Genomic DNA, 24,590 nt, shown 5'->3' with positions numbered 1-24,590 from the left:
CTTGAGCCTAGCGGCACGGTGAGTGGGGCTCGGGGGTGGTCCACCGGGTGAGATGGGTGCGGGTCCGTTTCCGCCTGCGGCGATCTTTGTTCCCCACCCCGCCCCTTCCCGAACTGGGGCGCGTGCCCCAGGCCCCCGGCTGCGGGTCTGTTGCCGCCTGCGGCGGGAGCGCCCTGCGGGCGCGTCCTCAAACGCCGGACGGGCTGATTGCGCACCCCCGGGGGTCTGGGGGCGGAGCCCCCAGTTTCGGGAAGGGGCGGGGCTGGGGAACAAAGATCGCATGAAGGAAACCCGCGATCTTCAGCGTGCCCTGAGAGCCGTCATCCAAGGAGATGTCGCCTTCGACGACGGGAGCCGCGCCCTGGTCACGATGGACGCCTCGAACTACCGGCGCGTCCCCCTCGGTGTCGTCGCGCCGTGCGACGAGGAGGACGTGGAGGCGGCCCTCGCGGTCTGCCGGGAGCGTGGGGTGCCGGTCGTGGCGCGGGGTGGGGGGACGTCGATCGCGGGGCAGGCGACCGGCGTGGGCGTGGTCCTGGACTTCACCCGGCACATGGACGCGATCGTCGGCATCGCCCCGGAGGCCCGCACGGCCGTGGTGCAGCCGGGGGTCGTGCTGGACGCGCTGCGGACGGCGGCGGGGGCGTACGGGCTGACGTTCGGGCCCGACCCCTCGACGCACGCGCGGTGCACGCTCGGCGGCATGATCGGCAACAACGCGTGCGGCGCGCACTCCGTCGCCTGGGGCACGACGGCCGACAACGTACGTGAGCTGCGGGTTCTCACCTACGGCGGGGAGCGGGCCCGGCTCGGACGCGGGCTCGGCGGGCTGCCGCCGCGGCTGGCCGACGGGCTGCGGGCGTTCGCCGACGGGCAGTTGGCGCTGCTGCGCACGGGCTTCCCGGAGCTGCCGCGGCGGATCTCGGGGTACGCGCTGGACCAGCTGCTGCCGGAGAAGCGCGTCGACGTGGCCCGCGCCTTCACGGGGAGCGAGGGCACGCTCGGGGTGCTGACGGAGGCGACGGTCGGCCTGGTCGCGGCGCCCCGCGCCCGCGCCCTGGCGGTGCTGGGGTACGGACACGAGAGCGCGGCGGCCGACGCGGCGCACCTGCTGCTGCCGTACGGGCCGCTGACCATCGAGGGCATGGCCGCCGACCTCGTGGGCGACGCGTCCGCCCTGCCGAAGGGCGCGGCCTGGCTGTTCGTGGAGACCGGCGGGGACTCGGCGGACGAGGCGGAGGCCCGCGCGCGGGAGATCGTACGGGCGGCGGCGCCGGAGACGACCGGGCACACCGTGCTCACCGACCCGGCGGCGCAGCGCGCGCTGTGGCGCGTACGGGACGACGCCGCCGGCACGGCCACCCGCATGCCGGACGGCACCGAGGCGTGGCCCGGCTGGGAGGACTGCGCGGTGCCACCGGCCCGGCTGGGCGCCTATCTGCGGGAATTCCGGGCGCTGTTGGGCCGCCACGGGCTGCGCGGCGCGCCGTACGGGCACTTCGGCGACGGCTGCGTGCACGTACGCGTCGACTTCGACCTGGTGAGCGCGGACGGGGTGCGGCGCTTCCGGGAGTTCTCCGGCGAGGTCGCGGAGCTGGTCGTCGCGCACGGCGGCTCGCTGTCGGGCGAGCACGGCGACGGGCAGGCGCGGGCGGAGCTGCTGCCCAAGATGTACGGGCCGGAGCTGGTACGAGCCTTCGAGCGCTTCAAGGATCTGTGGGACCCGGAGCACGGCCTCAACCCCGGCATGCTGGTCCGCCCCCACCGCCTGGACGAGAACCTCCGCTTCGCACCCCTGCCCAAGGGCCCGGTGCCCGTGGAGTTCGCCTATCCGGGTGATGGCGGGGACTTCACGGCGGCGGTCCGGCGGTGCGTGGGCGTCGCCAAGTGCCGGGAGACGTCCGCGAGCGGCACGGCCGTGATGTGCCCCTCGTACCGCGCGACGCGCGAGGAACGCCACTCCACGCGCGGCCGCGCCCGCCTGCTGCACGAGATGCTGGCGGGCGAGGTCGTACGCGACGGCTGGCGCTCGGAGGAGGTACGGGAGGCGCTCGACCTGTGCCTCTCGTGCAAGGGGTGCCGCAGCGACTGCCCTGTGGGCGTGGACATGGCCACGTACAAGGCGGAGTTCCTCCACCACCACTATGCGGGGCGGGTGCGGCCTGCGGGGCATTACTCGATGGGGTGGCTGCCGGTGTGGTTGCGGGGGGTTTCGGCTTTGCGGTTGGGCGGGTTGCTCAATGCGTTGGCGCGTGGGCCGTTGGGTGCGGTGGCCAAGCGGGTTGGGGGGATCGCGCGGGAGCGAGCGTTGCCGGCGCTGCCGCCGATGACGTTCCGGCGGTGGTGGGCTTTTTCCCCTACCCGCCCCTTCCCGAACTGGGGCTCCGCCCCAGACCCCGAAGCACGCTCCGCGCGCTGTCCTCAAACGCCGGACGGGCTGGATCTTCCGGATTGCGCCCACATCGTGCTGTGGCCCGACACCTTCACCAACTACCTCGCCCCGAACGTCGGCCGCGCAGCCGTCGCCGTACTCCAGGACGCCGGTCTCAACCCGACGCTCCCGCCGAAGGCGCCATGCTGCGCCCTCACCTGGATCTCCACAGGCCAGCTCAACACCGCCCGGCGCAAGCTGAAGCAGACCCTCGACATCATGGCCCCCGCCCTCGACGCCGGGCTCACCGTCACCGTTCTCGAACCGAGCTGCGCCGCCGTGCTGCGGACCGATCTGCCCGAGCTCCTCCCCGACGACCCGCGTGCGCACCGGCTCGCCGCCTCCGTGCGCACCTTCGCCCAGACGCTCGAAGAGCTCGCACCGGACTGGGAGCCGCCGCGCCTCGACCGTCCCGTCGTCGGTCAGACGCACTGCCATCAGCACGCCGTGCTGGGGGATGAAGCGGAGCGTCGGCTGAGGCAAAGAGCGGGGCTACGCGGAGAGTTGAGCGGCGGGTGCTGCGGCCTCGCCGGGAACTTCGGTTTCGAGCGAGGTCACTACGACGTGTCCGTGGCCTGTGCCGAGGAGCAGCTGCTGCCGTCGGTGCGCGGGGCGGAAGAAGGGGCGGAGGTGCTGGCCGACGGGTTCTCCTGCCGTACGCAGCTGGCGCAGTTGGCGGGGCGGCGCGGGCGGCACCTGGCGGAGGTGCTCGCGGAGGGGATCGTGGACGGGATCGCCGGCAACTCCCGTCAGCACGGCGAAAAATAAAGGCAAGCACGCTTGCTTGTTTCTCCGGGTGCTGGGACGCTCGGTGCCGGCGGAAACGTCAGGCACGGGGGTAGGCGCAGCCGTTCGTCACATCACCTGTCCCAGAGGAGTACGCGGTGGTCAACCCCGTCGAGGCAGCCGAGGACCTACGGATGGCGGGGGACCGCTCCCCGCTCCGCATCGGCAACGCCTCCGGTTTCTACGGAGACCGGTTCGACGCCCTGCGCGAGATGCTCACCGGCGGCCCCCTGGACGTGCTCACCGGTGACTACCTCGCCGAGATGACCATGCTCATCCTCGGCCGGGACCGGCTCAAGAACCCCCAGCGCGGCTACGCCAAGACCTTCCTCGGCCAGCTGGAGGAGGGGCTCGGGCTCGCCGTCGACCGCGGGGTGCGGATCGTCGCCAACGCGGGCGGGCTCAATCCGGCCGGGCTCGCCCAGGAGATCCGGGCCCTGGCCGAGCGCGTCGGCGTGCCCGTGCGGGTCGCGCACGTCGAGGGCGACGACCTGCTCGCCGAGCGGGAGTGGGGGCCGGGCGTGCTCACCGCCAACGCCTATCTCGGCGGCGCCGGGATCGCCGCCTGTCTGCGGGCGGGCGCCGACGTCGTGGTGACCGGGCGCGTCACCGACGCCGCGCTCGTCACCGGCCCCGCCACCGCGCACTTCGGCTGGCTCGCGGAGGACCTGGACCGGCTCGCGGGGGCGGTCGTCGCCGGGCATGTCCTGGAGTGCGGCGCCCAGGCGACCGGCGGCAACTACTCCTTCTTCCGGGAGATTTCCGGGCCGCAGGGCATCCACCACCCGGGCTTCCCCATCGCCGAGATCCACGCGGACGGGTCCGCCGTCATCACCAAGCACCCGGGCACGGGCGGCGCGGTGACCGTCGGCACGGTCACCGCGCAGCTGCTGTACGAGACGGCGGGCCCCCGCTACCTCGGGCCGGACGTGACGGCCCGGCTCGACACCGTACGGCTCACGGACGACGGCCCGGACCGGGTGCGGATCGATGGGGTGCGGGGCGAGGCGCCGCCGCCGTTCCTCAAGACCGGGCTGACGCGGGTGGGCGGCTGGCGCAACGAGATCGTGTTCGTCCTCACCGGCCTCGACATCGAGGTCAAGGCGGGTCTCGTCCGCGAGCAGCTCGAAGCGGCGCTCGCCCGGCGGCGCCCGGCGGAGGTCCGGTGGACCCTGGCCCGTACGGACCGGGCCGACGCGGACGTGCAGGAGGAGGCGAGCGCCCTGCTGCGGCTCGTCGTGCGCGACCCCGACCCCGAGGTGGTCGGCCGGGCCGTCAGCAGCGCGGCGATCCAGCTCGCCCTGGCCAGCTATCCGGGCTTCCACGTCACGGCCCCGCCGGGGAAGAGCATGCCGTACGGGGTCTTCGAGGCGGCGTACATCGACGCGTACGCGGTGCGGCACGTGGCGGTTCTGCCCGATGCGACGCGGGTGCGGATCCCGGCGTGCGTGCCCGACGGCCACGGTCCGCAGGATCCGGCCTGCCCGGTGTTCGGGGACGGGACCTCGGACCCCGTTGTCACACTGCCCCCGCCCCTTCCCCCCGGCCCCACCCGTCGCGTTCCGCTCGGGACGATCGCCGGGGCGCGCAGCGGCGACAAGGGCGGGTCCGCCAACGTCGGCGTCTGGGTCCGTACCGACGAGGCCTGGCGCTGGCTCGCCCACGAGCTGACCGTCGACCGGCTGCGCGAACTCCTCCCGGAGACGGCCAGGTTCACCGTCGAGCGGCATGTGCTGCCCAACCTCCGGGCGCTCAACTTCACCGTCGACGGGCTCCTCGGCGACGGCGTCGCCTCCCAGGCGCGCTTCGACCCGCAGGCCAAGGCCCTCGGCGAGTGGCTGCGCTCACGCCACCTGGAGATACCCGAGGTGCTGCTGTGACCACCCTGGCGTCCGGGCTCGATCCGGCCGGTCCCGAATACCGCGACCGCCGCGAGGCGATGCTCGCCAAACTCGCCGAACTCGACGCGGAGCACGCTAAGGCCATCGCCGGAGGCGGCGAGAAATACATCGCCCGGCACCGCGCCCGCGGCAAGCTGCTCGCCCGGGAGCGCATCGAATTGCTCCTGGACCCCGACACCCCTTTCCTGGAACTTTCCCCGCTGGCCGGCTGGGGCAGCGATTACGCGGTGGGGGCGTCCGTCGTCACCGGCATCGGCGTGGTCGAGGGCGTGGAATGCCTCGTCACGGCGAACGACCCGACCGTACGCGGCGGCGCCAGCAATCCCTGGACGCTGAAGAAGATCCTGCGCGCCAACGAGATCGCCCACGCGAACCGCCTGCCCTGCATTTCGCTCGTCGAGTCCGGCGGCGCCGATCTGCCGAGCCAGAAGGAGATCTTCATCCCCGGCGGTGCCCTGTTCAAGGACATCACCCGGCTGTCCGCCGACGGTGTGCCGACCGTCGCGGTCGTCTTCGGGAATTCGACCGCCGGTGGCGCGTACGTCCCCGGAATGTCCGACCACGTCATCATGGTCAAGGAGCGGGCCAAGGTCTTTCTCGGCGGGCCGCCGCTGGTCAAGATGGCCACCGGGGAGGACGCGGAGGACGAGGCGCTCGGCGGGGCCGAGATGCACGCGCGGGTGTCCGGGCTCGCCGATCATCTGGCCGTCGACGAGCTCGACGCGCTGCGGCAGGCACGCCGGGTCGTCGCCCGGTTCAACTGGCGGAAAGCGGAAGCCGGTTCGGAATTCTTCGAGCCGCCCGTATTCGACGAGGACGAGCTGCTGGGGATCGTGCCCGGCGATCTGAAGGTGCCGTTCGACCCCCGGGAAGTCATCGCCCGCGTCGTCGACGGCTCCGACTTCGACGAGTTCAAGCCGCTCTACGGCACCAGCCTGGTGACCGGGTGGGCGCGGGTGTACGGATATCCCGTGGGCGTGCTGGCCAATGCCCAGGGCGTCCTCTTCAGCGCCGAGTCCCAAAAAGCCGCGCAATTCATCCAGTTGGCCAACCGGCTCGACACCCCGCTGATCTTCCTGCACAACACCACCGGCTATATGGTCGGCCAGGAGTACGAGCAGGGCGGCATCATCAAGCACGGCGCGATGATGATCAACGCCGTGTCCAATTCCCGGGTCCCGCACCTCTCCGTGCTCATGGGCGCTTCGTACGGCGCCGGGCACTACGGAATGTGCGGGCGGGCGTACGACCCCCGGTTCCTCTTCGCCTGGCCGAGCGCGAAGTCCGCCGTCATGGGCCCGCAGCAGCTGGCCGGGGTGCTCTCCATCGTCGCCCGCGCCTCCGCGGCGGCCAAGGGGCAGCCCTACGACGACGAGGCCGACGCCGCGCTGCGTGCCGTCGTGGAGCGGCAGATCGAGTCCGAGTCGCTGGCCGCGTTCCTCTCCGGGCGGCTGTACGACGACGGCGTCATCGACCCGCGCGACACGCGGACCGTGCTGGGGCTCTGCCTTTCCGCCGTGCACACCGCGCCGGTCGAGGGCGCGCGTGGCGGCTTCGGCGTCTTCCGGATGTGAGGCTCTCGTGACGATTCATTCCGTGCTGGTCGCCAATCGGGGCGAAATAGCCTGCCGCGTCTTCCGTACCTGCCGTGAACTCGGCATGGCCACTGTCGCCGTGCATTCGGACGCCGATTCCACCGCCCGGCACGTAAGGGAGGCGGACGCCGCCGTCGCGCTGCCCGGAGCCGCCGCCTCCGAGACATATCTGCGCGGCGACCTGGTGGTGAAGGCCGCGCTCGCGGCCGGGGCCGACGCCGTGCACCCCGGATACGGCTTCCTGTCCGAGAGCGCCGCCTTCGCCCGCGCCGTCCTCGACGCCGGGCTGGTGTGGGTGGGGCCCCCGCCGTCCGCGATCGAGGCCATGGCGTCGAAGACCCGGGCGAAGGAGCTGATGGCCGCCGCCGGGGTCCCCCTGCTCGCGCCCCTCGACCCCGCCGCGATCCGCGCCGCCGACCTGCCCGTACTGGTCAAGGCCGCGGCCGGCGGGGGCGGGCGCGGGATGCGGGTCGTACGGACGCTCCCCGAGCTGGAAGCCGCGCTGGCCTCCGCCCGGGCCGAGGCGCTCGCCGCGTTCGGCGACGGCGAGGTGTTCGTCGAGCCGTACGTCGAAGGCGGGCGCCACGTCGAGGTGCAGGTCCTCGCCGACGCGCACGGCTCCGTATGGGCCCTCGGGACCCGGGACTGCTCGCTCCAGCGGCGCCACCAGAAAGTGATCGAGGAGGCGCCCGCGCCGCTGCTCCCCGAGGAGCTGCGATCCGGGCTGCTGTCCGCCGCCGTCGCCGCGGCCCGGGCCGTGGGCTATGTGGGGGCGGGAACGGTCGAGTTCCTGGTGGGACGGGACGGGCGGCCCGCGTTTCTGGAGATGAACACGCGGTTGCAGGTGGAACATCCGGTGACGGAATGCGTGTACGGGGTGGACCTGGTCGCGCTCCAGATCCGGGTGGCAGAGGGATTTCCGCTGGGGGAGCCGCCTTCGCCCTCGGGGCACGCGGTATCCGCCCGGCTGTATGCCGAGGATCCGGCGCGGGAATTCGCCCCCCAGAGCGGGGTCGTGCGGTGCCTGTCCGTCGGGGACGGCGGCACTCGCGTACGTGTCGATGCCGGTGTCGAGAGCGGCGACGCCGTCAGCGTGCATTACGACCCCATGCTCGCCAAGGTCATTGCCTGGGCGCCCACGCGCGACGAGGCCGCCCGGCGGCTCGCCCATGCATTGGAGCGTGCCCGCGTCCACGGGCTCGTGACCAACAGGGAATTGCTCGTGCGCTCCCTCCGCCATCCGGAATTCCTCGCCGGGAAGATGGACACCGGTTTCTTCGACCGGCACTTGGCCGCACTCACGGCGAAAGGCGACGGCAAAGCCGTACGACTCGCCGCCCTCGCCGCCGCCCTCGCCGATGCCGCCGCGCGGCGGACAGCGCGATCGCCCGCCGTACCCCGCCATATCGGCGGATGGCGCAACCTCCCCTCCCAGCCGCAGGTCAAGCGCTATCGCGCTGAGCCCGACGGCGAGGAGACCGAGGTCCGCTACCGGCTCGCGCGGAGCGGGCTCGTCGCGGAATCCCACGACGGGGTGCGGCTGCTGAGCGCCGATCCCGATCGGGTCGTACTGGAGGCGGACGGCGTGCGCCGGGCCTTCGACGTGGCGGCCTACGGGTCGCTGATCCACGTGGACACCCCCGGCGGCACGCACGCGTTCACCGCCCTGCCGCGCTTTCCCGAGCCCCGCACCCACGCCGTGCCCGGCTCGCTGCTCGCGCCCATGCCCGGTGTCGTCGCGCGGCTCGCCGACGGGCTCGCGGTCGGCGAAGCCGTGCGCGCCGGGCAGCCGTTGGTGTGGCTGGAGGCCATGAAGATGGAGCACCAGGTGGTCTCGCCCGCCGCCGGCACGCTCACCGCCCTGCACGCCGTCCCCGGCCGTCAGGTCGAGGTCGGCGCCCTGCTCGCTGTCGTCACCGAGGAGCCGACGCCATGACCCTTGTCGAGAGCACGGAACACGCCGATCTCCGCGCCGCCGTCGCCGCTCTCGGGCGGCGCTACGGGCGGGAGTACGTCTCCCAGGCCGTACGGGAGGGCAAGCACACCGACGAGCTCTGGGCGGAGGCCGGCGAGCTCGGCTATCTGGGGGTCAACCTGCCCGTCGAGTACGGCGGCGGCGGTGGCGGCATCGCCGAACTCTCCATCGTCCTGGAGGAATTGGGCGCCGCCGGAAGCCCCCTGTTGCTGATGGTCGTCTCGCCCGCGATCTGCGGCACCGTGATATCCCGCTTCGGCACGGAAGAGCAGAAGCGCCGCTGGCTGCCCGGCCTCGCCGCCGGAACGCTCCGGATGGCCTTCGGCATCACCGAGCCCGAGGCCGGGTCCAACACCCACCGCATCACCACCACGGCCCGCCGGGACGGCGACGGGTGGCTGCTCAGCGGGCGGAAGGTCTTCATCTCGGGTGTCGACGCCTCCGACGCCACCTTGATCGTCGGGCGCACGGAGGACGCGCGGACGGGGAAGCTCAAGCCCTGCCTGTTCATCGTCGACCGCGAGGCGCCCGGCTTCTCGTACCGCCGGATCCCCATGGAAGTCGCCTCCCCGGAGCTCCAGTTCGAGCTGGTCCTGGACGACGTCCGGCTGCCCGGGGACGCCCTGGTGGGGGACGAGGACGCCGGGCTGCTCCAGCTCTTCGCCGGGCTCAACCCCGAGCGCATCATGACCGCCGCGTTCGCCATCGGGATGGCCCGTTACGCGCTGGGGCGGGCGGTCGACTACGCCCGTACGCGTCAGGTGTGGCAGCAGCCCATCGGGGCGCACCAGGCCATCGCGCACCCCCTCGCCCAGTCGCACATCGAGGTCGAGCTCGCCCGGCTCATGATGCAGAAGGCCGCTCATCTCTACGACGCCGGTGACGACATCGCCGCGGGGGAGGCCGCGAACATGGCGAAGTACGCCGCCGCCGAGGCCGCCGTCCGCGCCGTCGACCAGGCCGTGCACACGCTGGGCGGCAACGGCCTGTCCACCGAATACGGGCTCGCACAGCTGATCACGGCGTCCCGGGTGGCGCGGGTCGCGCCGATCAGCCGCGAGATGATCCTGAACTATGTGTCGCACCGGACGCTCGGACTCCCCAAGTCCTACTGAACAAAGTCCCGATGAATGAAGGTGGTTTGCCGGATGCTGGTCCGTCGTTCCTCCGAGCAGGGAATAACCACCCTCACGCTCGATTCGCCGCACAATCGCAACGCCCTGTCCGCACGGCTCGTCGGTGAGCTGCACGACGCCTTCGCCGAGGCTGCGGCGGACTCCGGCGTCCGGGCGGTGCTGCTGACGCACACCGGCAACACGTTCTGCGCCGGTGCCGACCTGAGCGAGGCGGGGTCGGACGCGTCGGCCCCGCTGGGGCTCGTACGGCTGATGCGCGCGGTGGTGGAGCTGCCCAAGCCCGTCGTCGCCGTCGTCGACGGGCACGTACGGGCCGGTGGGCTAGGGCTGTTGGGGGCCTGCGACATCGCCGTGGCGGGGGAGAAGTCCTCGTTCGCCTTCACCGAGGCGCGGCTGGGGCTGGCGCCCGCGGTGATCTCCATGGTGCTGCTGCCGAGGCTGGACCCCCGTGCGGCCTCGCGGTACTTCCTGACCGGGGAGCGCTTCGGGGCGCGGGAAGCCGCCGGCATGGGGCTGATCACGCTCGCCGGGGAGCCCGGTGACGTGCTCGGGCCGGTGCTGGACGGACTGCGGCGCGGTTCGCCGCAGGGGCTCGCCGAGTCCAAGCGGCTGGTGACGGCGGAGCTCCTGCGCGTCCTCGACCGTGACACGGAGGAGCTGGCCGCGCGGTCCGCGCGGCTGTTCGCGTCGGAGGAGGCGCACGAGGGCATGACGGCGTTCCTGGAACGGAGGGACCCCGCATGGGCACGGTGAGCGCGCCCAAACAGGACCGCAGCAGAGCCACCCGGCAGCGGCTGCTGGAGGCCGCCGTCGAGTGCCTCGCCGAACACGGGTGGGCCGGTTCGACGGTCTCCGTGGTCGCCGAGCGGGCGGGGGTGTCGCGGGGTGCCGCGCAGCATCATTTCCGTACGCGGGAGGACTTGTTCACGGCGGCCGTCGAATACGTCGCCGAACAGCGCCTGACCGCCCTGCGCAACGCCCTCGTCCCCGTGCAGCTGATCTCCGGCCCCGCGCGGACGTACGGCGCCGTCCAGGAACTCGTCGGCCTGTTCACCGGCCCGCTCTTCCGCGCAGCCCTCCAACTGTGGATCGCCGCCACGAACGAGGAACAGCTCCGGGCCCGGGTGACCGACCTGGAGACACGCGTCGGCCGCGAGGTGCACCGCATGGCCGTCGAACTGCTGGGCGCGGACGAGCGCCGTCCGGGCGTCCGGGAGACCGTGCAGGGCTTCTTGGACATGGCCCGGGGTTTGGGCCTGGCCAACCTGCTGACGGATGACAGCGCTCGGCGGGAGCGGGTGGTGGCGCATTGGGAAGGGGTGCTGCGGGAGCTGTTGGAGCGCCCCACATCCTGACCGGGTGAACGAGGCGCGCACCCGGCGTGCCAGGGCTTCCGGATCGGGGTTTCCAGGACCCGGTTCACCGCGAACCGGCTCTCCCCGACGTCCCGTTGAAGAATCGGGGGAAAGAACCGAATCCTTTCCAAACCGCATTCGTCACCCCATCGGGTGACAAGGTGGCAGGCATGGGCACCGGCGCGGTACGTTCGCGCCAACAACCCCCATACAGACGACGGCCCCCGCCGGGACGGGCATCCCGGACGAGGGCCTGATCATCAAGGAAGTCAGACCTTCCCCATGACTGACGCGCAGTTTAGCGCGCGTGTATCCACGTGCGCCGAGTCCCCGAAGGCCGGAGTGGTCCACATCCGGCACCGTCACGACGCCAAGTTCACCGTCGTCGGCAATCATCTCGCCCAGCACGCCACCCTCTCCGCCGTGGCGATCGGCATCGGCGTGTACATCCAGTCGCTCCCCGACGGCGCCTCCATCGGCATCAAGGACCTCACCCGGCGTTTCCGGGAAGGCGAGATCGTCCTGGCCCGCGCGTTACGCGAGCTGGAAGCGGCCGGATATCTGGAACGGCGGCGGGTACGGTGCGCGGGCGGACGGATGGTGACGCGGACCGCCTGGTTCGAACACCCCGATCACCGCGAGGTGAGCGCGCCGCGGCCCCGCCGCCGACCGGTCGACCTGGTGAAGCGACGGCGCACTGTTGACGTACCCCTGCCACCCGTCGATCAGCAGGCAGCCGAACTGCTCGCCGGACTACGCCGCCGCGACCCGCGGCTGATCCTGTCGGAGCGGGATGTGCGGCTGCTCGCCCCGGCGGTACGGGCCTGGCTCGACCGCGGCGTGGGCTCCGTGCAACTCACCCGCACCCTCAGCGGCGAACTCCCTATCGGCGTCATCCCCCGCCCGGCCGGCCTCCTCGGCTACCGCCTGAAGGAGTGGCTGCCACCCGCACTCCCCACCCAGCCGCTGGAGCCCGCCCCGGAGCCACCTCGCCGCCCGCTTCCCTTCCGGACCTGCGACGGCTGCGAACGCGCCTTCCGCTCCGCGGAACCCGGCAGATGCCGCGACTGCCGCGAGGCGAGCACGACGGGCACGGCCGCGTGAGCGGCCACAGCCACCCTCCGGGGCGGCTGTGGCCGCGTCGGCTGGTCTCGGTGCTCTCGTGGGCTCTCTCGGAAGCCGGGTCCGTGGTCCCAGCCGGCACCACGACCAAAGTCCCAACCTCGTCGGAACTTAACGAAGTTACTGAACTTACCCTCACCCCAGCGGGCAGGACAGCTCAGGCGCAGCGCGGTTCGGGGAGCACGTCACCAGCGCTACCGACAGGAACAAGGTCCCTCGGAGGTAGAACCCGAGCGAGGCATCCCCGCCGAGGGCCAGACGCTCAGCGGCGGAGGCGACGAGGACGGCAAGCCGGGTCGTGTCCTGATCGTGGTCCGACGCGAACCGGGGCGCATGTTCAGTCAGCCGTTCCCCCAGCCATTCCGCAGCTTCCTTCGGCTCGTCCCATGTGCCCTTGATGAGGCGGGACGGCTTCATCAGCCAGTACGCCGTTTCGATCGGCGGAACGTCAGTGGTCTTCCACTCTGCCACGGCTTCCCGGTAGCGCTGCGGCTCGGCGTTCGGCCGCTTGCTGTCGCCCATGGCCCAGGCGTCCACGCCGATGCGGGCGAGCGTCACGCACGCTTCGCCGTCGGGGTGGGTGTTGCCTCCGCATGCCTTGGAGAACTGGGCGTTGTCGATGGTGAGGCTGTACAGGTCGGTCATGATCTGCCTTCCTGGTTGAGGTGGGTACGGACACCGCGCTAGGCGCCGTGGTCGCGGCCAGCGCCGTTGTCACGCTGGTACCGCTTCTCCGACTCCGCACAGATCAGGGCGTCGATCAGCTTCTTGGCCGTCGGCAACGGAACCGTCCCGAGGAAGACGGACGGCTCACCGGAGAGGGACGCGCGGCCCTTCAGCAGTGGCCACGAGTCCGTGTCCCCGACCCTGATGCCCATCTCCGCCAGCACACGACCCAGCATGAAAGCCATGTCGTCGGCCTTCTTCTTGGCTGCCAAGAAGGCGTCGGCTTGCTGTGCGGCTGCTTCGATGTCCGTGGTCATGGAGAGAGATTGTGGTGCATAAATCGAGTGAACACGAACCACATTCCCGTGATGTACTAAAGATCATGAACGGTAGATGTCGGCCCATGCAGACAGGCGTTCCCGTGCGTCATCCTGGAATAGCGCCCGATCTTCGTAGCTCGCGAATTCTTCAAGGTATGCAGTCACGTCGCGAGGGTCACGGAACATCATTACCCCAGTGGAAGCTTCTACCGTTGCCATGTGTTCGTCATAGACCGTGAACGTGGTGAGCGGGCATCCCGGCAAGTAAGTGTCTACGGGAATGACCCCGAGCCTCACGGTGGGCAGGTGGGAAAGCGACACCAGGTGGTCAATCTGGATAGCCATGGCATGCGGGGGAATCTTCAGGAAGCGCACGGCTTGCTCGGTGAGAATGAACGTGAACGACTTCGACTCGTCGTAGAACACGACCTGTCGTTCAAGCTTCTTGTTCATCACTTTCCCGAGGTCGCCTTCGACGTCGTCAAGGCTGGCTTTGATGTATTCGGGCGTCGACAGCAGGCCGGTAATCATGGACAGCAGGAAGAACCGGAACTCTTTGGTGATCTTCTCTACCTCGGCCAGCTCGACCTGCCCCTTGTCGAGACCTCGGCGGAGGAGTGACCGGGAGTCCTGCCACTCGGTGTTAGCGATCCTGGCCAGGGCCATTACCTCAGCGATGAGGCTGGGCGGTGCCTCCAGTGCCCTCAAGATCCGTTCAACGTCCATGAGCGACGGGGTTCGTCTTCCCGTCTCAATCTTGCTGATTTTGGATTGGCTCATGGTGCAACGCTGAGCGAGCCGGTCCCCTGTGAGGCCGGCTCGCTTGCGTAGCTCTCTCAGTATCTCCGCCAGGTCAGCCTTGCTCTGCCCTAGCTCTACGGGTTCAAGCGTCAAAGCTGTTTCACGTACTCCGAGAATGGCACAGCCTCGGCGAGGGCGATTCGCTGGTATTCCACGAACGAGGCGGGGTCGCCGTCGAATAGTTCCCGGTCGATCTGCTTTCCGTCCGGCTCATAGTTCATGAGCACGACCGTTGACCGGTCGAACATCCAGAAGTCTTGAACGCCTTCCAGAGGGTTAGGCCGGTCCGTTACATCAAGGATTCGGATGTCTTCGCCTACGTCGGACTGCGGGGCGTAGTACTGCGCGAACTCGAACCGGATATAGTCCGAGAGTGGCCGCGTGACGATGTGCACTCGCCCGATGGTGCCGCCGGTTTCCCGATGAGTCTTGATCAGGTCAGCCCATTCGTCATCTTCTTCGGGAGCCACCGGTTGGCCGGAGAGGAATCGAGAGTATTCCTCGGCTTCCTGCGGGACGATGTACTGCGGCAGAGTTTCGAGCCGCCACGCTTCCTTTGTGAAGTTCCGGAACTTGGCGTCCCAGGCGTCACCAGCCAAGAGCACGGAATGCCTCCCTCAGTACGCTCTCGGGGATCTTGACGAGTGCCTCACCGGTCGGAGGCTGGAACGCGTTGGAGTGCTCGCCCTGGACGACGAACCCGCCGTCCGACTCGTCGCGGTAGACGTTGGGGCAGTCCTTCTTGCCGCACTCGCCCTGTCCGCTGCCCGTGAGCCGCGTAAGCGCCATGTGCCAACTCCCTTGGAGTCTGACCCGGGTTGGGCCGTCTGGTCACGACCGTATGCAGGCCGGACAGGGGGCGTCCATGCCGCCTTGGAGATATTCCCGTGATGGACTAAAGATCAAGCTGCGGAGTGCCCCTGCGCCCCTGTGTCGCTCCCTTGGGCTCTCAGGCCACTTGGGGTCGCCCTGCTGGCTCAGTGGCTCTCAGCGGGCCGTGTTCCCCTACCCCGCCCCTTCCCGGCTGTGTCAATTTGCGGCTCCGCCGCGTGGGGGGAGACCCCCGGCCCCCCCGGCGGGCTGGTGGTGGCGGGAGGGGGCGGGACGCGCAGGGGTGGTTCGGGACGTAAAGCGAAGCAGTCCCGAACCACCCCGGAGCGGCACGGCCCCGCACCCGACAACGAAGGCCGACAACAACCAGCCCGGCCGGCGCTTGAGGCCACGCCCGCAGGGCGCCCCCGCCGCAGGCGGACGGCTAGCCGGCGATGTCGGCGTAGCCGGTGACCTCGCGGGGGTTGCGGGGCCCGGGCCCCACATAGCGGGCCGACGGCCGGACCAGTCGGCCCGTCCGCTTCTGTTCGAGGATGTGCGCGCTCCAGCCCGCCGTGCGGGCGCACGTGAACATCGACGTGAACATGTGCGCCGGAACCTCCGCGAAGTCCAGCACGATCGCCGCCCAGAACTCGACGTTCGTGGCGAGCACCCGGTCGGGGCGGCGGTTGTGGAGCTCCTCCAGGGCCGCCTTCTCCAGCGCCTCGGCGACCTCGAAGCGGGGCGCGGCCAACTCCTTCGCCGTGCGCCGCAGGACGCGCGCGCGGGGGTCCTCGGCGCGGTAGACGCGGTGGCCGAAGCCCATGAGGCGCTCGCCGCGGTCCAGGGCCTGTTTCACGTACGCCTTCGCGTCGCCCGTGCGCTCGATCTCCTCGATCATGCCGAGGACCCGGGACGGCGCCCCGCCGTGCAGCGGGCCGGACATCGCGCCGACCGCGCCGGACAGGGCGGCGGCGACGTCCGCGCCGGTCGACGCGATGACGCGCGCGGTGAACGTCGAGGCGTTCATGCCGTGTTCGGCGGCGGACGTCCAATAGGCGTCGACGGCCTTGACGTGCCGCGGGTCCGGCTCGCCGCGCCAGCGCTTCATGAAGCGCTCGACGACGGTCTCCGCCTTGTCGATCTCCCGCTGCGGCACCATCGGCAGGCCCTGCCCGCGCGCCGACTGGGCGACGTAGGAGAGCGCCATGACGGCGGCGCGGGCGAGGTTGTCGCGGGCGGTCGCCTCGTCGATGTCGAGGAGGGGCTTGAGGCCCCAGACGGGGGCGAGCATCGCCAGCGCCGACTGCACGTCGACGCGGATGTCGCCCGAGTGCACGGGGATCGGGAACGGTTCGGCGGGCGGCAGGCCGGGGTTGAACGAACCGTCGACCAGCAGACCCCAGACATTCCCGAAGGACACCTGACCGACCAGGTCCTCGATGTCCACGCCTCGGTAGCGGAGAGAGCCGCCTTCCTTGTCGGGTTCTGCGATCTCCGTCTCGAACGCGACGACTCCTTCGAGTCCGGGTACGAAGTCGGACATCAGGCGGCTCCTCATGATGTGTGCGACAAGCGGGTGCCGGGCCGGTTACACGGCCGCTCGGCGCGGCTCGCGGTCCGGATCGGTCTACCCGGTCATGCCCCGTGCGGCTGGCTTTCACCCGGCCTCCGCGCCCGGCCCTTCGCGGGCGCCGGGTACCGGATTCAGGCCGGACACGATAGCTGGTGATGTGCGGGTCCCACAGCCTCCCGCCCTGCGATTTTGGGGTGTCCGGACAGACGCGGGGAAGGGTGATGTCCGGCACACCGCGGGATTCGCCGATCACGGGGTTGGCGAGGGGCCGCACCGGGCACACTGAGCGGCTACGCCCGAGTGGGGGAAGCGGGCGGATGTTGGAAGATGAGCGCGTGACCCACGCCGATGAGTTCCACGCACCGGAGTTCCACGCGGGCGCCCTCGACCCGGCCGCCATGCGCGAGCAGTACGGCTCCACGGGCCTGCTGGAGGCGGACCTGGCCGCGAGCCCGTACGAGCAGTTCGCCGTCTGGTTCGCCGAGGCCTTCGCGAGCGGGCTCCAGGAACCCAATGCCATGATCCTCTCGACCGCGGACGCCGAAGGGCGGCCCAGCGCACGGACCGTGCTGCTCAAGGGCTACGACGACCGCGGCTTCGTCTTCTACACCAACTACGGCTCGCGCAAGGCCGGTGAGATCGACGGCAATCCGCACGTCTGCCTGCTCTTCCCCTGGCACCCGCTCGCCCGGCAGATCATCGTCACGGGCACCGCGGAGCGCGTGAGCCAGGAGGAGACCGCCGCGTACTTCCACTCCCGCCCGCACGGCTCGCAGCTCGGCGCGTGGGCGAGCGCGCAGTCGACGGTCGTCGGCTCGCGCGCGGAGATCGACGCGGCGTACGAGCGGCTCGCCGCGCGCTATCCGGAGGGCGAACCGGTGCCGGTCCCCACGGGGTGGGGCGGTTTCCGGGTGACCGCGCAATGCGTGGAATTCTGGCAGGGGCGGGAGAACCGGCTGCACGACCGCCTGCGGTACGTGCGGTCGGACGACGGCTGGCGGGTGGAGCGCCTCTGCCCGTAGGGGCACCGGAAACCCGCGGGGCCCGCGAAACGCAGCGATCCGTGGGCCACTGTTCGTCGTGATGACGAACGCCGAGCGGACGACTCGGCAGCCCACGGATCGGGTGACTGCTCGGGATTGGCCGGCGACGCCGGCGCTGCGCAATGCGCGACGACGGGCGTCTAGCCCGCAGTCACCTCACGCGTCCGGATTGAAATCATTGGCCGAACCACCTCCCTTCTCGTGTGCGCACCACCCTAGGAAGCGCGCCGTAGGCCCACAACCCAATTTCCTGTGGGCAACGATTTCTCCGAAGACGGTGTGGTGCCCAGCACGGTCGAGTTGAATGACCCGTCGTGCAGGACATGCAGACGCGTCCAGCTGGGGGTACCTCGTGACCGCACCACACCAGTCCGGGCCTGCCCGCCCGGAAGCACTCGCCGGGCCCGGGTCCGGCTCCGTCCCCGGCGCCGACTGCGACGACTCGGACCTTCTCGCCGCGCTCCTCGACGGCATGGACGCGGCCCTGTGCGCGTTCGACGCCGACGGCACGGTGACCCACTGGAACCGCGAGGCCGAGCGGATACTGGGCTGGACCGCGGCCGAGGCCGTGGGGCGGCAGGGGCTGGCCGGCTGGGCGGTGCGCTCGGCGGACGCCGAGGAGGTCACCGCGCGGCTGATGGCCGCGATGCGGGCGCACGGCCGCCAGGTGCACGAGTTCGCGCTGCTGACCAAGGACGGCGGGCGGGTCCTGGTCCGTACGCAGCTGTCGGCGGTGCCCGGCGCCGACGGCAGGCCCGCGGGCGCGTACTGCGCCTTCAGCGAGGTGCACACGCAGATCGACCTGGAGCGGTCGATCGCCCTGAGCGAGGCGCTGTTCGGGGACGCGTCGTGGGGCGTGGTCCTCGTGGACGCCGACCTGCGCCCGGCGCTCGCCAATGCGCACGCGGCGCGCGCCCTGCGCTCGGGGCGCACGGCCCTGCTGGGGCGCCCCCTCGGCGAGCTGCTCGACCAGGGCGTGGAGGAGATCGAGGGCGCCCTCCAGCACGTACTGGCGGCCGGTGCGCCGCCCGCCCCCACCGATCTGTGGGTGACACTGCGCGACCAGGGCGGGGCGCCGCCGGAGCGGCGCTGCTGGCGCAGCGGCTTCCTGCGGCTGGCCTCGCCGCTGGCGGAGGAGCCGGTGCCGCTGGGGGTGGCCTGGCTGTTCCTGGACGTGACGGCGGCGCGGCTGACGGAGCAGGACAGCGCGCGGCTGCGCTTCCGCAGCAGTCAACTGCACCGGGCGGGCCGGGCGGTCGCCGAGTGCGAGGACCCGATGGAGGCCGCCACCCTCTATCTGGACTTCGCGCTCGCGGGCTTCGCCGACCACGCCCTGGTCGACCTGCTGCCGGAGCCGGAGGCGACCCCGCGCGAGCCGGTCAGGCTCGTACGGGCCGCGGCCACGCCCGCCGGCACGCCCGGTCCGACCGCCTCCCCTGCGACCGTCCGGGGCGGCATCCCGGTCCCGTACGCGGAGGGCCACCCGGCGCTCCAGGCGGTCGAGCGCTGCGGCAGCGTACGGGCGGTCTCGGACTGCTCGGAGGGGTGGGCGGCGGCCCGCAAATGGCCCGACGGCACCCTGCACGCCCTCTCCACGACCCTGCGCAGCCGGGGCCGGACGGTCGGCGTGGTCACCTTCCTGCGCGGCCCGTCCCGCCGCCCCTTCGACCGGGCGGACGCGACGTACGCGGAGGACATCGCGTCACGGGTGGCGGCGTCGGTCGACCTGGCGGTGGCGACGGGGGAGTAGGCGCTCGCGGAAGCGGTCAGTGGCGGAAGAAGATGCGGTCGCCGTACTCGTCCATGACGCGGCCGTTCCACTCGTGGCCCCCGTCGACGTTCCCGGACCGGAGCATCGGCGGGTCGATCCCCCGCGCGGCGAGCTCGCCGGCGGCGGAGGCCACGACCGCCTGCATCAGCGCGCTCGTGACCACCGTGGACGCGGGCCCGAACGGCGCGGCGATGCCGTCGGCGGTCAGCTCCGCGTCCCCGATGTCGATCTTGCTGTCGATGACGAGGTCGCAGTGGTCCTTGAGGAACGTCCCGGACGTGTGCCGCGACCTGGTGTGCTCGGCGTACGCGAGCGACGTCACGCCGATGACCGTGAGCCCGAGCGCGCGGGCGTTCACGGCCATCTCGACGGGCAGCGAATTGCGCCCGGACAGGGAGATGACGATCAGTACGTCACCTGGACGGGCCGGACTGGTGTCCAGCACCGCCCCCGCGAGGCCGTCGACCCGCTCCAGGGCGCTGCCGAGGGTGGCGGGCATGACGTCGAGGCCGATGACGCCGGGCACGGCGAGGAGGTTGATCAGGGCGAGGCCGCCGGCGCGGTAGACGACGTCCTGCGCGGGCAGCGAGGAGTGCCCGGCGCCGAAGACGAAGAGCCTGCCCCCGGCCGCCACGGCGTCTGCCAGCAAGGATCCCGCCTCGGCGATGTGCGCCGCCTCTTCGTCGCGGACCCGCTGGAGCAGCCCGATCGCGGCGTCGAAGAACTGCCCGGCCAGCTTGTTCTCGCTCATCGCTGCGGGGCTCCTTAGCTAGGGATCCGGTGGCGCGTACCGTCTGGGCGTACGCTCGTGGCGCGGATCACGTTGCGGTCTGGACCTGGGCCCTGTCAATACGGCGGCGGCGGGCGTGGCCGTCCGCGGCACCGTTGTCAGTGATATGCGTCAGAATTGAGTCCAGGGCCAGCGCACGACTTATCAAGGGGCACGCATGTCCGGACTGATCGACACCACGGAGATGTATCTCCGCACCATTCTCGAGCTCGAGGAGGAGGGTGTGATCCCCATGCGTGCCCGCATCGCCGAGCGGCTCGACCAGAGCGGCCCGACGGTGAGCCAGACGGTGGCGCGCATGGAGCGCGACGGCCTGGTCTCGGTCGCCGGCGACCGGCACCTGGAGCTCACCGAGGAGGGCCGCCGGCTGGCGACGCGCGTCATGCGCAAGCACCGGCTCGCGGAGTGCCTGCTCGTCGACGTGATCGGCCTGGAGTGGGAGCAGGTGCACGCCGAGGCCTGCCGCTGGGAGCACGTGATGAGCGAGGCGGTGGAGCGGCGCGTGCTGGAGCTGCTGCGCCACCCGACGGAGTCGCCGTACGGCAACCCCATCCCGGGCCTGGAGGAGCTGGGCGAGAAGCCCGAGCCGGACCCCTTCCTCAACGACGGCATGGTCAGCCTGATGGACCTGGAGCCGGGCACCGAGGGCAAGACCGTCGTCGTCCGCCGCATCGGCGAGCCCATCCAGACGGACCCCCAGCTGATGTACACGCTGCGCCGGGCGGGCGTGCAGCCGGGCGCGGTCGTCAGCGTGACGGAGTCCGCGGGCGGCGTCCTCGTCGGCAGCGGCGGCGAGGCCGCGGAGCTGGAGGCGGACATCGCCACGCACGTGTTCGTGGCGAAGCGGTAGTTCCGGCGGCGGTGCGACCGCTGCCCGCCACCCCTCCCCGAGGCTCCGCCCCGAGCCGTCAACTCGGGCCCGGACTCCGCGTATAGGGCGCGAAGCGCCCATTCGCGTGCCACGCTGGCGCTGACGCATATGCGCGGCGCGCCGTCGTCCTGGGGAGGGGCTCCGATGAGGTCGGTGGACGGTCATGGCGAGGGCCCCGGCGCCCTTGCGAGCTGCCGGGGCCCTGCCTCCCCATGTACCCCCGTGGCGACCCGGAGCCCCGAGCTCCCAGGGTCCGCCCCGTGGACCTTCTTCCCCGAGCGGTCCACGCCCAGGTCGATTACTCCCCTGGGCTCCGCCGGTCAACCCTTCTGCAAGGTCACTCGAACGAGGGGTGTTGCGCGCCACGACCGAGTGTTCGAATACCAGTTCTATACAGTGGAGCTGCTCGGGGGAGAAGAGGGGGTGCCAGGCTCATGGCGCGGCGTATCGACGTGAGGGGAAGCGGCGGAGTGCGGCTCGCCGCCTGGGAGTTCGCCGACCCGCCGAAGGGCGGCGACGGCGCGGGCGGCCCCGGCGCGGTGCTGCTGCTCCACGGCCTGATGGGCCGCGCCGCCCACTGGGCGGAGACCGCCCGCTGGCTCTCCACCCGCCATCGCGCGGTCGCCCTCGACATGCGGGGCCACGGCCGCAGCGAGCGCCCTGTCGACGGCCCCTTCACCCGCGAGGCCTATGTCGCCGACGTCCAGGCCGCCGTCGAGCGCCTGGGCCTCGCGCCCGTCACCCTCATCGGTCACGCGATGGGCGCCCTCACCGCCTGGCAGCTCGCCGCCCGCCGCCCCGACCTCGTGCGGGCCCTGGTGATCTGCGAGATGCGGGCCTCCGCGCTGGGGGTGGCCGGGCGGCGGGAGTGGGGCGAGTGGTTCAAGTCCTGGCCCGTGCCCTTCGCCACGCTCGCGGACGTCCGCAAGTGGTTCGGGGAGGACGACCCGGCCCTGGAGCGCCCCAAGCCCGCCCGCGGTGATTTCTACGCCGAGGTGATGGCCGAGCGCTCCGACGGCTGGCGCCCGGTCTTCTCGCGCCGCCAGATGCTGATCGCCCGCGAGACGTACGCACGTGACGCGCACTGGGAGGACCTGGCCCTGGTGCAGTGTCCGACGCTGGTCGTCCGGGGGCTCGACGGCGAGCTGGGGCGGGCCGAGGCCCACGAGATGGTGCGGGTGCTCCCGCGCGGGGTCTATGCGGAGGTCCATGACGCGGGGCACTTCGTCCACTACGACCAGCCGGACGCCTGGCGGCGCGTGGTCGAGCGCTTCCTGGAGACGGCGCTCCCGGCGTAGGCGACATCCCGCCCTCCGGCCCGGCCCGGATTAATTCAACGAGCGTTGACATAATTCGGCGGCGGGTGTGCACTGGAGGTACGGCTCACCGAGCACCGACCGTGCGCACCCGAGGAGACGCCATGTCCTCCCAGCTGCCTTCCACGTCCCTGTCCGCCGATGTCCTCGTCGTCGGCGCCGGCCCCACCGGGCTGCTGCTCGCGGGCGACCTCGCCGCCGCCGGAGTGCGGGTCGCGCTGCTGGAGCGGCGGGCCGAGGAGTCCAATCTGACCAGGGCGTTCGCGGTGCACGCGCGCACCCTGGAGCTGTTCGACGCCCGGGGGATCGCCGAACGGCTGCTGGCCACGGGGCCGTTCACCGGCACCCTGCGCCTCTTCGGGCACGGCCGGATCGACCTGAGCCGGCTGCCCACCCGCTTCCCCGGCGTCCTGTTCACCCCGCAGTACGAGACGGAGCGCGTGCTGGAGGAGCGCGCCGTCGCCCTCGGGGCCGAGATCCGGCGGGGCGCCGAGGTGACCGGGCTGCGCCAGGACGCCGACGGCGTCGACGTGGACGTACGCGAGAAGGGCGGCGAGCCCCAACGGCTGCGCGCCGCCTATGTGGTGGGGGCCGACGGGGTGCACAGCGCCGTGCGGCGGGCGCTGGGGATGCCCTTCCCTGGGAAGTCCGTCCTGCGGTCCGTGATGCTCGCGGACGTCCGGATCGACACCGAGCTCTCCGGACTGCCCGCGTTCGAGGCGGGATCCGGCGGCTTCGCGTTCCTGGTGCCGTTCGGCGACGGCTGGTACCGCGCGATCGCCTGGGAGCGCGGCAGCAGCCTGCCGTCGGACGTCCCCGTCGACATGGACAATCTGCGGGCCGTCACCCGCGACGCCTTCGGCACCGACTTCGGTATGCGTGACGCCCGTTGGACTTCGCGCTTCCACAGCGACGAGCGGCAGGTGCCGCGCTACCGCGTCGGCCGGGTCCTCCTCGCGGGCGACGCCGCGCACGTCCACTCGCCCGCGGGCGGCATGGGCATGAACGCCGGGCTCCAGGACGCCGCCAACCTCGGCTGGAAGCTCGCCGCCGTCCTCCAGGGGCGGGCCGCCGACGCGCTGCTCGACAGCTACCACGACGAACGCCACCCGGTCGGCAAGCTGGTGCTCCGCGTCAGCGGAGCCATCCTGCGCGCCGCCCTCATCGGCTCGCCCGCGGGGCGCGCCCTGCGCGATGTCGCGGCCGGTGCCGTCGGCGCCCTGCCCTTCGCCGTCGACCGCGGCGCCGGCCTGGTGTCCGGCATCGGCATCGACTACCCCGCGCCTCCCGGCGCCCACCCGATGACCGGCCGCCGCGCCCCCGACCTGCCGCTGGCCGAGACCGCCGACGGCCCGTCCAGGCTGTACGAGGCACTGCGCGCCGGTACGTACGTACGCGTCCTGCCGCGCGGCGCGAAGACGGAGCCCGAGCCGGACGTCACCACGGTCACCCGGGCCGACGCGCTCGCGCAGACGCTGCTCGTGCGGCCGGACGGGCACGTGGCCGAGGTGTCGTGACACGCACCCGGCGCAAGTGCGGCGGAACGGGGGCGTCCGGGCGGGGTCACCTGCGCCGGGCGTCCGCCGCGTCCCGGCCGCACGCGTACGCCAGTGAGCTGACCAGCTCCTCCGCGTCGGGGAGCCAGCGGTTGGCGGCGGTGGGTTCGCGCGCCCACAGCACCGAGCCGCGCGAGCCCATCCGGGTCGGCGGGGCCACCACGTAGTCACCCTCGCCGCGGGCGATCAGGTCGAGCGATGAGGGGTGCCAGCCCAGCTTCCGCGCGAGGTCGCCGACCTTCAACGCCCCACCGGGCAGCACGAAGAACAGCATCCGGCCGTACGGAGTGCAGGTCACGGGCCCCAGCGGGGTGCCCATCCGCTCCATGCGGGCGAGCGCCAGGCACCCGGCCGTATCCGGCACGTCCAGCGCGTCGAACGTGCGCCCCGTCGGCAGCAGGACCGAGGAGTCGGGCTGCCTGGCCCACATCCGGCGGGCGGCGACGGCGCTCCCGGTGGCCTGGGTCGCCCAGTCGGGGCGGGCGGGGTGCGCACCCGGGGCGGGGCAGCCGAGTTCGCCGCACGAGCAGCGCTCCCGGCCCTCCTCGGCCTCCAGCCAGGTGCCGGCGAAGACGTCCCAGTGCCGTTCTTCCGCATACCGGACAGCCGCGTCGAGCAGCCGCTCGCCGCGCTGTTGGGGGACGAGCGGTGCTCCTACTACTCCGATGGTCTCTTCCACGTCCTTCACAACTCCCCTCGTCACGAGGGGTTACGGCTCAGGGTCGGGCTTGTCGGTGGCGGTCGGATATGCACATGGGGCGCACGGATG

Annotated in this window: 21 protein-coding genes; 13 read left to right on the top strand and 8 right to left on the bottom strand. The window is 71.7% G+C overall.

Annotated elements, in window-relative coordinates; all coding sequences use genetic code 11:
- Positions 1-280: 280 nt before the first annotated feature.
- The 8 genes from ABD269_RS02640 to ABD269_RS02605 all read left to right on the top strand — a co-directional run bounded on the left by ABD269_RS02640 (position 281) and on the right by ABD269_RS02605 (position 12,283).
- Positions 281-3,199 carry an FAD-linked oxidase C-terminal domain-containing protein gene (locus ABD269_RS02640; RefSeq protein WP_344115606.1) on the top strand — a complete coding sequence of 973 codons (2,919 nt, stop codon included), beginning with the start codon at positions 281-283 and terminating at the stop codon, positions 3,197-3,199.
- A gap of 152 nt (positions 3,200-3,351) precedes the next feature.
- Positions 3,352-5,097, top strand: a complete 1,746-nt coding sequence (locus ABD269_RS02635) for an acyclic terpene utilization AtuA family protein (RefSeq protein WP_344116025.1) — start codon at positions 3,352-3,354, stop codon at positions 5,095-5,097.
- Positions 5,094-6,692 carry an acyl-CoA carboxylase subunit beta gene (locus ABD269_RS02630; protein ID WP_344115604.1) on the top strand — a complete coding sequence of 533 codons (1,599 nt, stop codon included), beginning with the start codon at positions 5,094-5,096 and terminating at the stop codon, positions 6,690-6,692. The genes ABD269_RS02635 and ABD269_RS02630 overlap by 4 nt, the downstream gene beginning before the upstream one ends.
- 7 nt (positions 6,693-6,699) lie before the next feature.
- Positions 6,700-8,649: an acetyl/propionyl/methylcrotonyl-CoA carboxylase subunit alpha gene (locus ABD269_RS02625; protein ID WP_344115601.1), complete on the top strand. Its 1,950-nt coding sequence runs from the start codon at positions 6,700-6,702 to the stop codon at positions 8,647-8,649.
- Positions 8,646-9,803, top strand: a complete 1,158-nt coding sequence (locus ABD269_RS02620; RefSeq protein ID WP_344115599.1) for an acyl-CoA dehydrogenase family protein — start codon at positions 8,646-8,648, stop codon at positions 9,801-9,803. The genes ABD269_RS02625 and ABD269_RS02620 overlap by 4 nt, the downstream gene beginning before the upstream one ends.
- Positions 9,804-9,836: 33 nt before the next feature.
- The gene (locus ABD269_RS02615; protein ID WP_301893052.1) at positions 9,837-10,577 is read left to right on the top strand and encodes an enoyl-CoA hydratase family protein; all 741 of its coding nucleotides are present in this window, start codon (positions 9,837-9,839) and stop codon (positions 10,575-10,577) included.
- Positions 10,565-11,179 (top strand): TetR/AcrR family transcriptional regulator, encoded by a 615-nt coding sequence (locus tag ABD269_RS02610; RefSeq protein WP_344115596.1) that lies wholly within the window; start codon positions 10,565-10,567, stop codon positions 11,177-11,179. The genes ABD269_RS02615 and ABD269_RS02610 overlap by 13 nt, the downstream gene beginning before the upstream one ends.
- A 282-nt stretch (positions 11,180-11,461) precedes the next feature.
- Positions 11,462-12,283 (top strand): helix-turn-helix domain-containing protein, encoded by an 822-nt coding sequence (locus tag ABD269_RS02605; protein WP_344115594.1) that lies wholly within the window; start codon positions 11,462-11,464, stop codon positions 12,281-12,283.
- Between the two features lie 153 nt (positions 12,284-12,436).
- Here ABD269_RS02605 and ABD269_RS02600 read toward each other — a convergent pair whose 3' ends face one another.
- From ABD269_RS02600 to ABD269_RS02575, 6 genes are all read right to left on the bottom strand, one after another.
- Positions 12,437-12,946 carry a hypothetical protein gene (locus ABD269_RS02600; protein ID WP_344115592.1) on the bottom strand — a complete coding sequence of 170 codons (510 nt, stop codon included), beginning with the start codon at positions 12,944-12,946 and terminating at the stop codon, positions 12,437-12,439.
- Between the two features lie 38 nt (positions 12,947-12,984).
- Positions 12,985-13,284 (bottom strand): hypothetical protein, encoded by a 300-nt coding sequence (locus ABD269_RS02595; RefSeq protein WP_344115590.1) that lies wholly within the window; start codon positions 13,282-13,284, stop codon positions 12,985-12,987.
- 63 nt (positions 13,285-13,347) lie between these two features.
- Positions 13,348-14,181: a Scr1 family TA system antitoxin-like transcriptional regulator gene (locus ABD269_RS02590; protein ID WP_344115588.1), complete on the bottom strand. Its 834-nt coding sequence runs from the start codon at positions 14,179-14,181 to the stop codon at positions 13,348-13,350.
- Positions 14,178-14,693: a DUF6879 family protein gene (locus tag ABD269_RS02585; RefSeq protein WP_344115586.1), complete on the bottom strand. Its 516-nt coding sequence runs from the start codon at positions 14,691-14,693 to the stop codon at positions 14,178-14,180. Before ABD269_RS02585 ends, ABD269_RS02590 begins: the two co-directional genes overlap by 4 nt.
- Entirely contained in the window at positions 14,677-14,877 is a 201-nt protein-coding gene (locus ABD269_RS02580) for a hypothetical protein (RefSeq protein WP_301893042.1), read from the bottom strand. The genes ABD269_RS02585 and ABD269_RS02580 overlap by 17 nt, the downstream gene beginning before the upstream one ends.
- A gap of 466 nt (positions 14,878-15,343) precedes the next feature.
- On the bottom strand, positions 15,344-16,444 hold the full coding sequence (locus tag ABD269_RS02575) for a citrate synthase 2 (protein ID WP_344115583.1): 1,101 nt from the start codon (positions 16,442-16,444) through the stop codon (positions 15,344-15,346).
- A gap of 347 nt (positions 16,445-16,791) precedes the next feature.
- On the opposite strand from ABD269_RS02575, the gene pdxH reads away from it, so the two are divergent.
- Together pdxH and ABD269_RS02565 are read left to right on the top strand one after the other, a co-directional pair.
- Positions 16,792-17,496 carry a pyridoxamine 5'-phosphate oxidase gene (gene pdxH / locus ABD269_RS02570; protein WP_425572814.1) on the top strand — a complete coding sequence of 235 codons (705 nt, stop codon included), beginning with the start codon at positions 16,792-16,794 and terminating at the stop codon, positions 17,494-17,496.
- Between the two features lie 325 nt (positions 17,497-17,821).
- Positions 17,822-19,267, top strand: coding sequence for a PAS domain-containing protein (locus ABD269_RS02565; RefSeq protein WP_425572812.1), 1,446 nt, complete (start codon positions 17,822-17,824; stop codon positions 19,265-19,267).
- Between the two features lie 16 nt (positions 19,268-19,283).
- Here the strand turns inward: ABD269_RS02565 and ABD269_RS02560 are convergent, their stop codons facing one another.
- On the bottom strand, positions 19,284-20,039 hold the full coding sequence (locus ABD269_RS02560) for an SIS domain-containing protein (protein ID WP_301893039.1): 756 nt from the start codon (positions 20,037-20,039) through the stop codon (positions 19,284-19,286).
- 196 nt (positions 20,040-20,235) lie between these two features.
- Here ABD269_RS02560 and ABD269_RS02555 point away from each other — a divergent pair, with 196 nt between their 5' ends.
- From ABD269_RS02555 to ABD269_RS02545, 3 genes are all read left to right on the top strand, one after another.
- Positions 20,236-20,928, top strand: a complete 693-nt coding sequence (locus ABD269_RS02555) for an iron-dependent transcriptional repressor DtxR (RefSeq protein ID WP_301893037.1) — start codon at positions 20,236-20,238, stop codon at positions 20,926-20,928.
- Between the two features lie 455 nt (positions 20,929-21,383).
- The gene (locus ABD269_RS02550) at positions 21,384-22,247 is read left to right on the top strand and encodes an alpha/beta fold hydrolase (RefSeq protein ID WP_301893036.1); all 864 of its coding nucleotides are present in this window, start codon (positions 21,384-21,386) and stop codon (positions 22,245-22,247) included.
- Between the two features lie 122 nt (positions 22,248-22,369).
- Positions 22,370-23,782: an FAD-dependent monooxygenase gene (locus tag ABD269_RS02545; protein WP_344115578.1), complete on the top strand. Its 1,413-nt coding sequence runs from the start codon at positions 22,370-22,372 to the stop codon at positions 23,780-23,782.
- Positions 23,783-23,828: 46 nt separating this feature from the next.
- On the opposite strand, the gene ABD269_RS02540 is transcribed toward ABD269_RS02545, so the two are convergent.
- Entirely contained in the window at positions 23,829-24,500 is a 672-nt protein-coding gene (locus tag ABD269_RS02540) for a bifunctional DNA primase/polymerase (protein ID WP_425572811.1), read from the bottom strand.
- Positions 24,501-24,590 lie beyond the last annotated feature (90 nt).

The sequence above is a fragment of the Streptomyces blastmyceticus genome (assembly GCF_039521185.1).
In the GTDB taxonomy this organism is placed as follows: domain Bacteria; phylum Actinomycetota; class Actinomycetes; order Streptomycetales; family Streptomycetaceae; genus Streptomyces; species Streptomyces blastmyceticus.
This window is presented reverse-complemented; position numbering and strand designations above follow the sequence as displayed.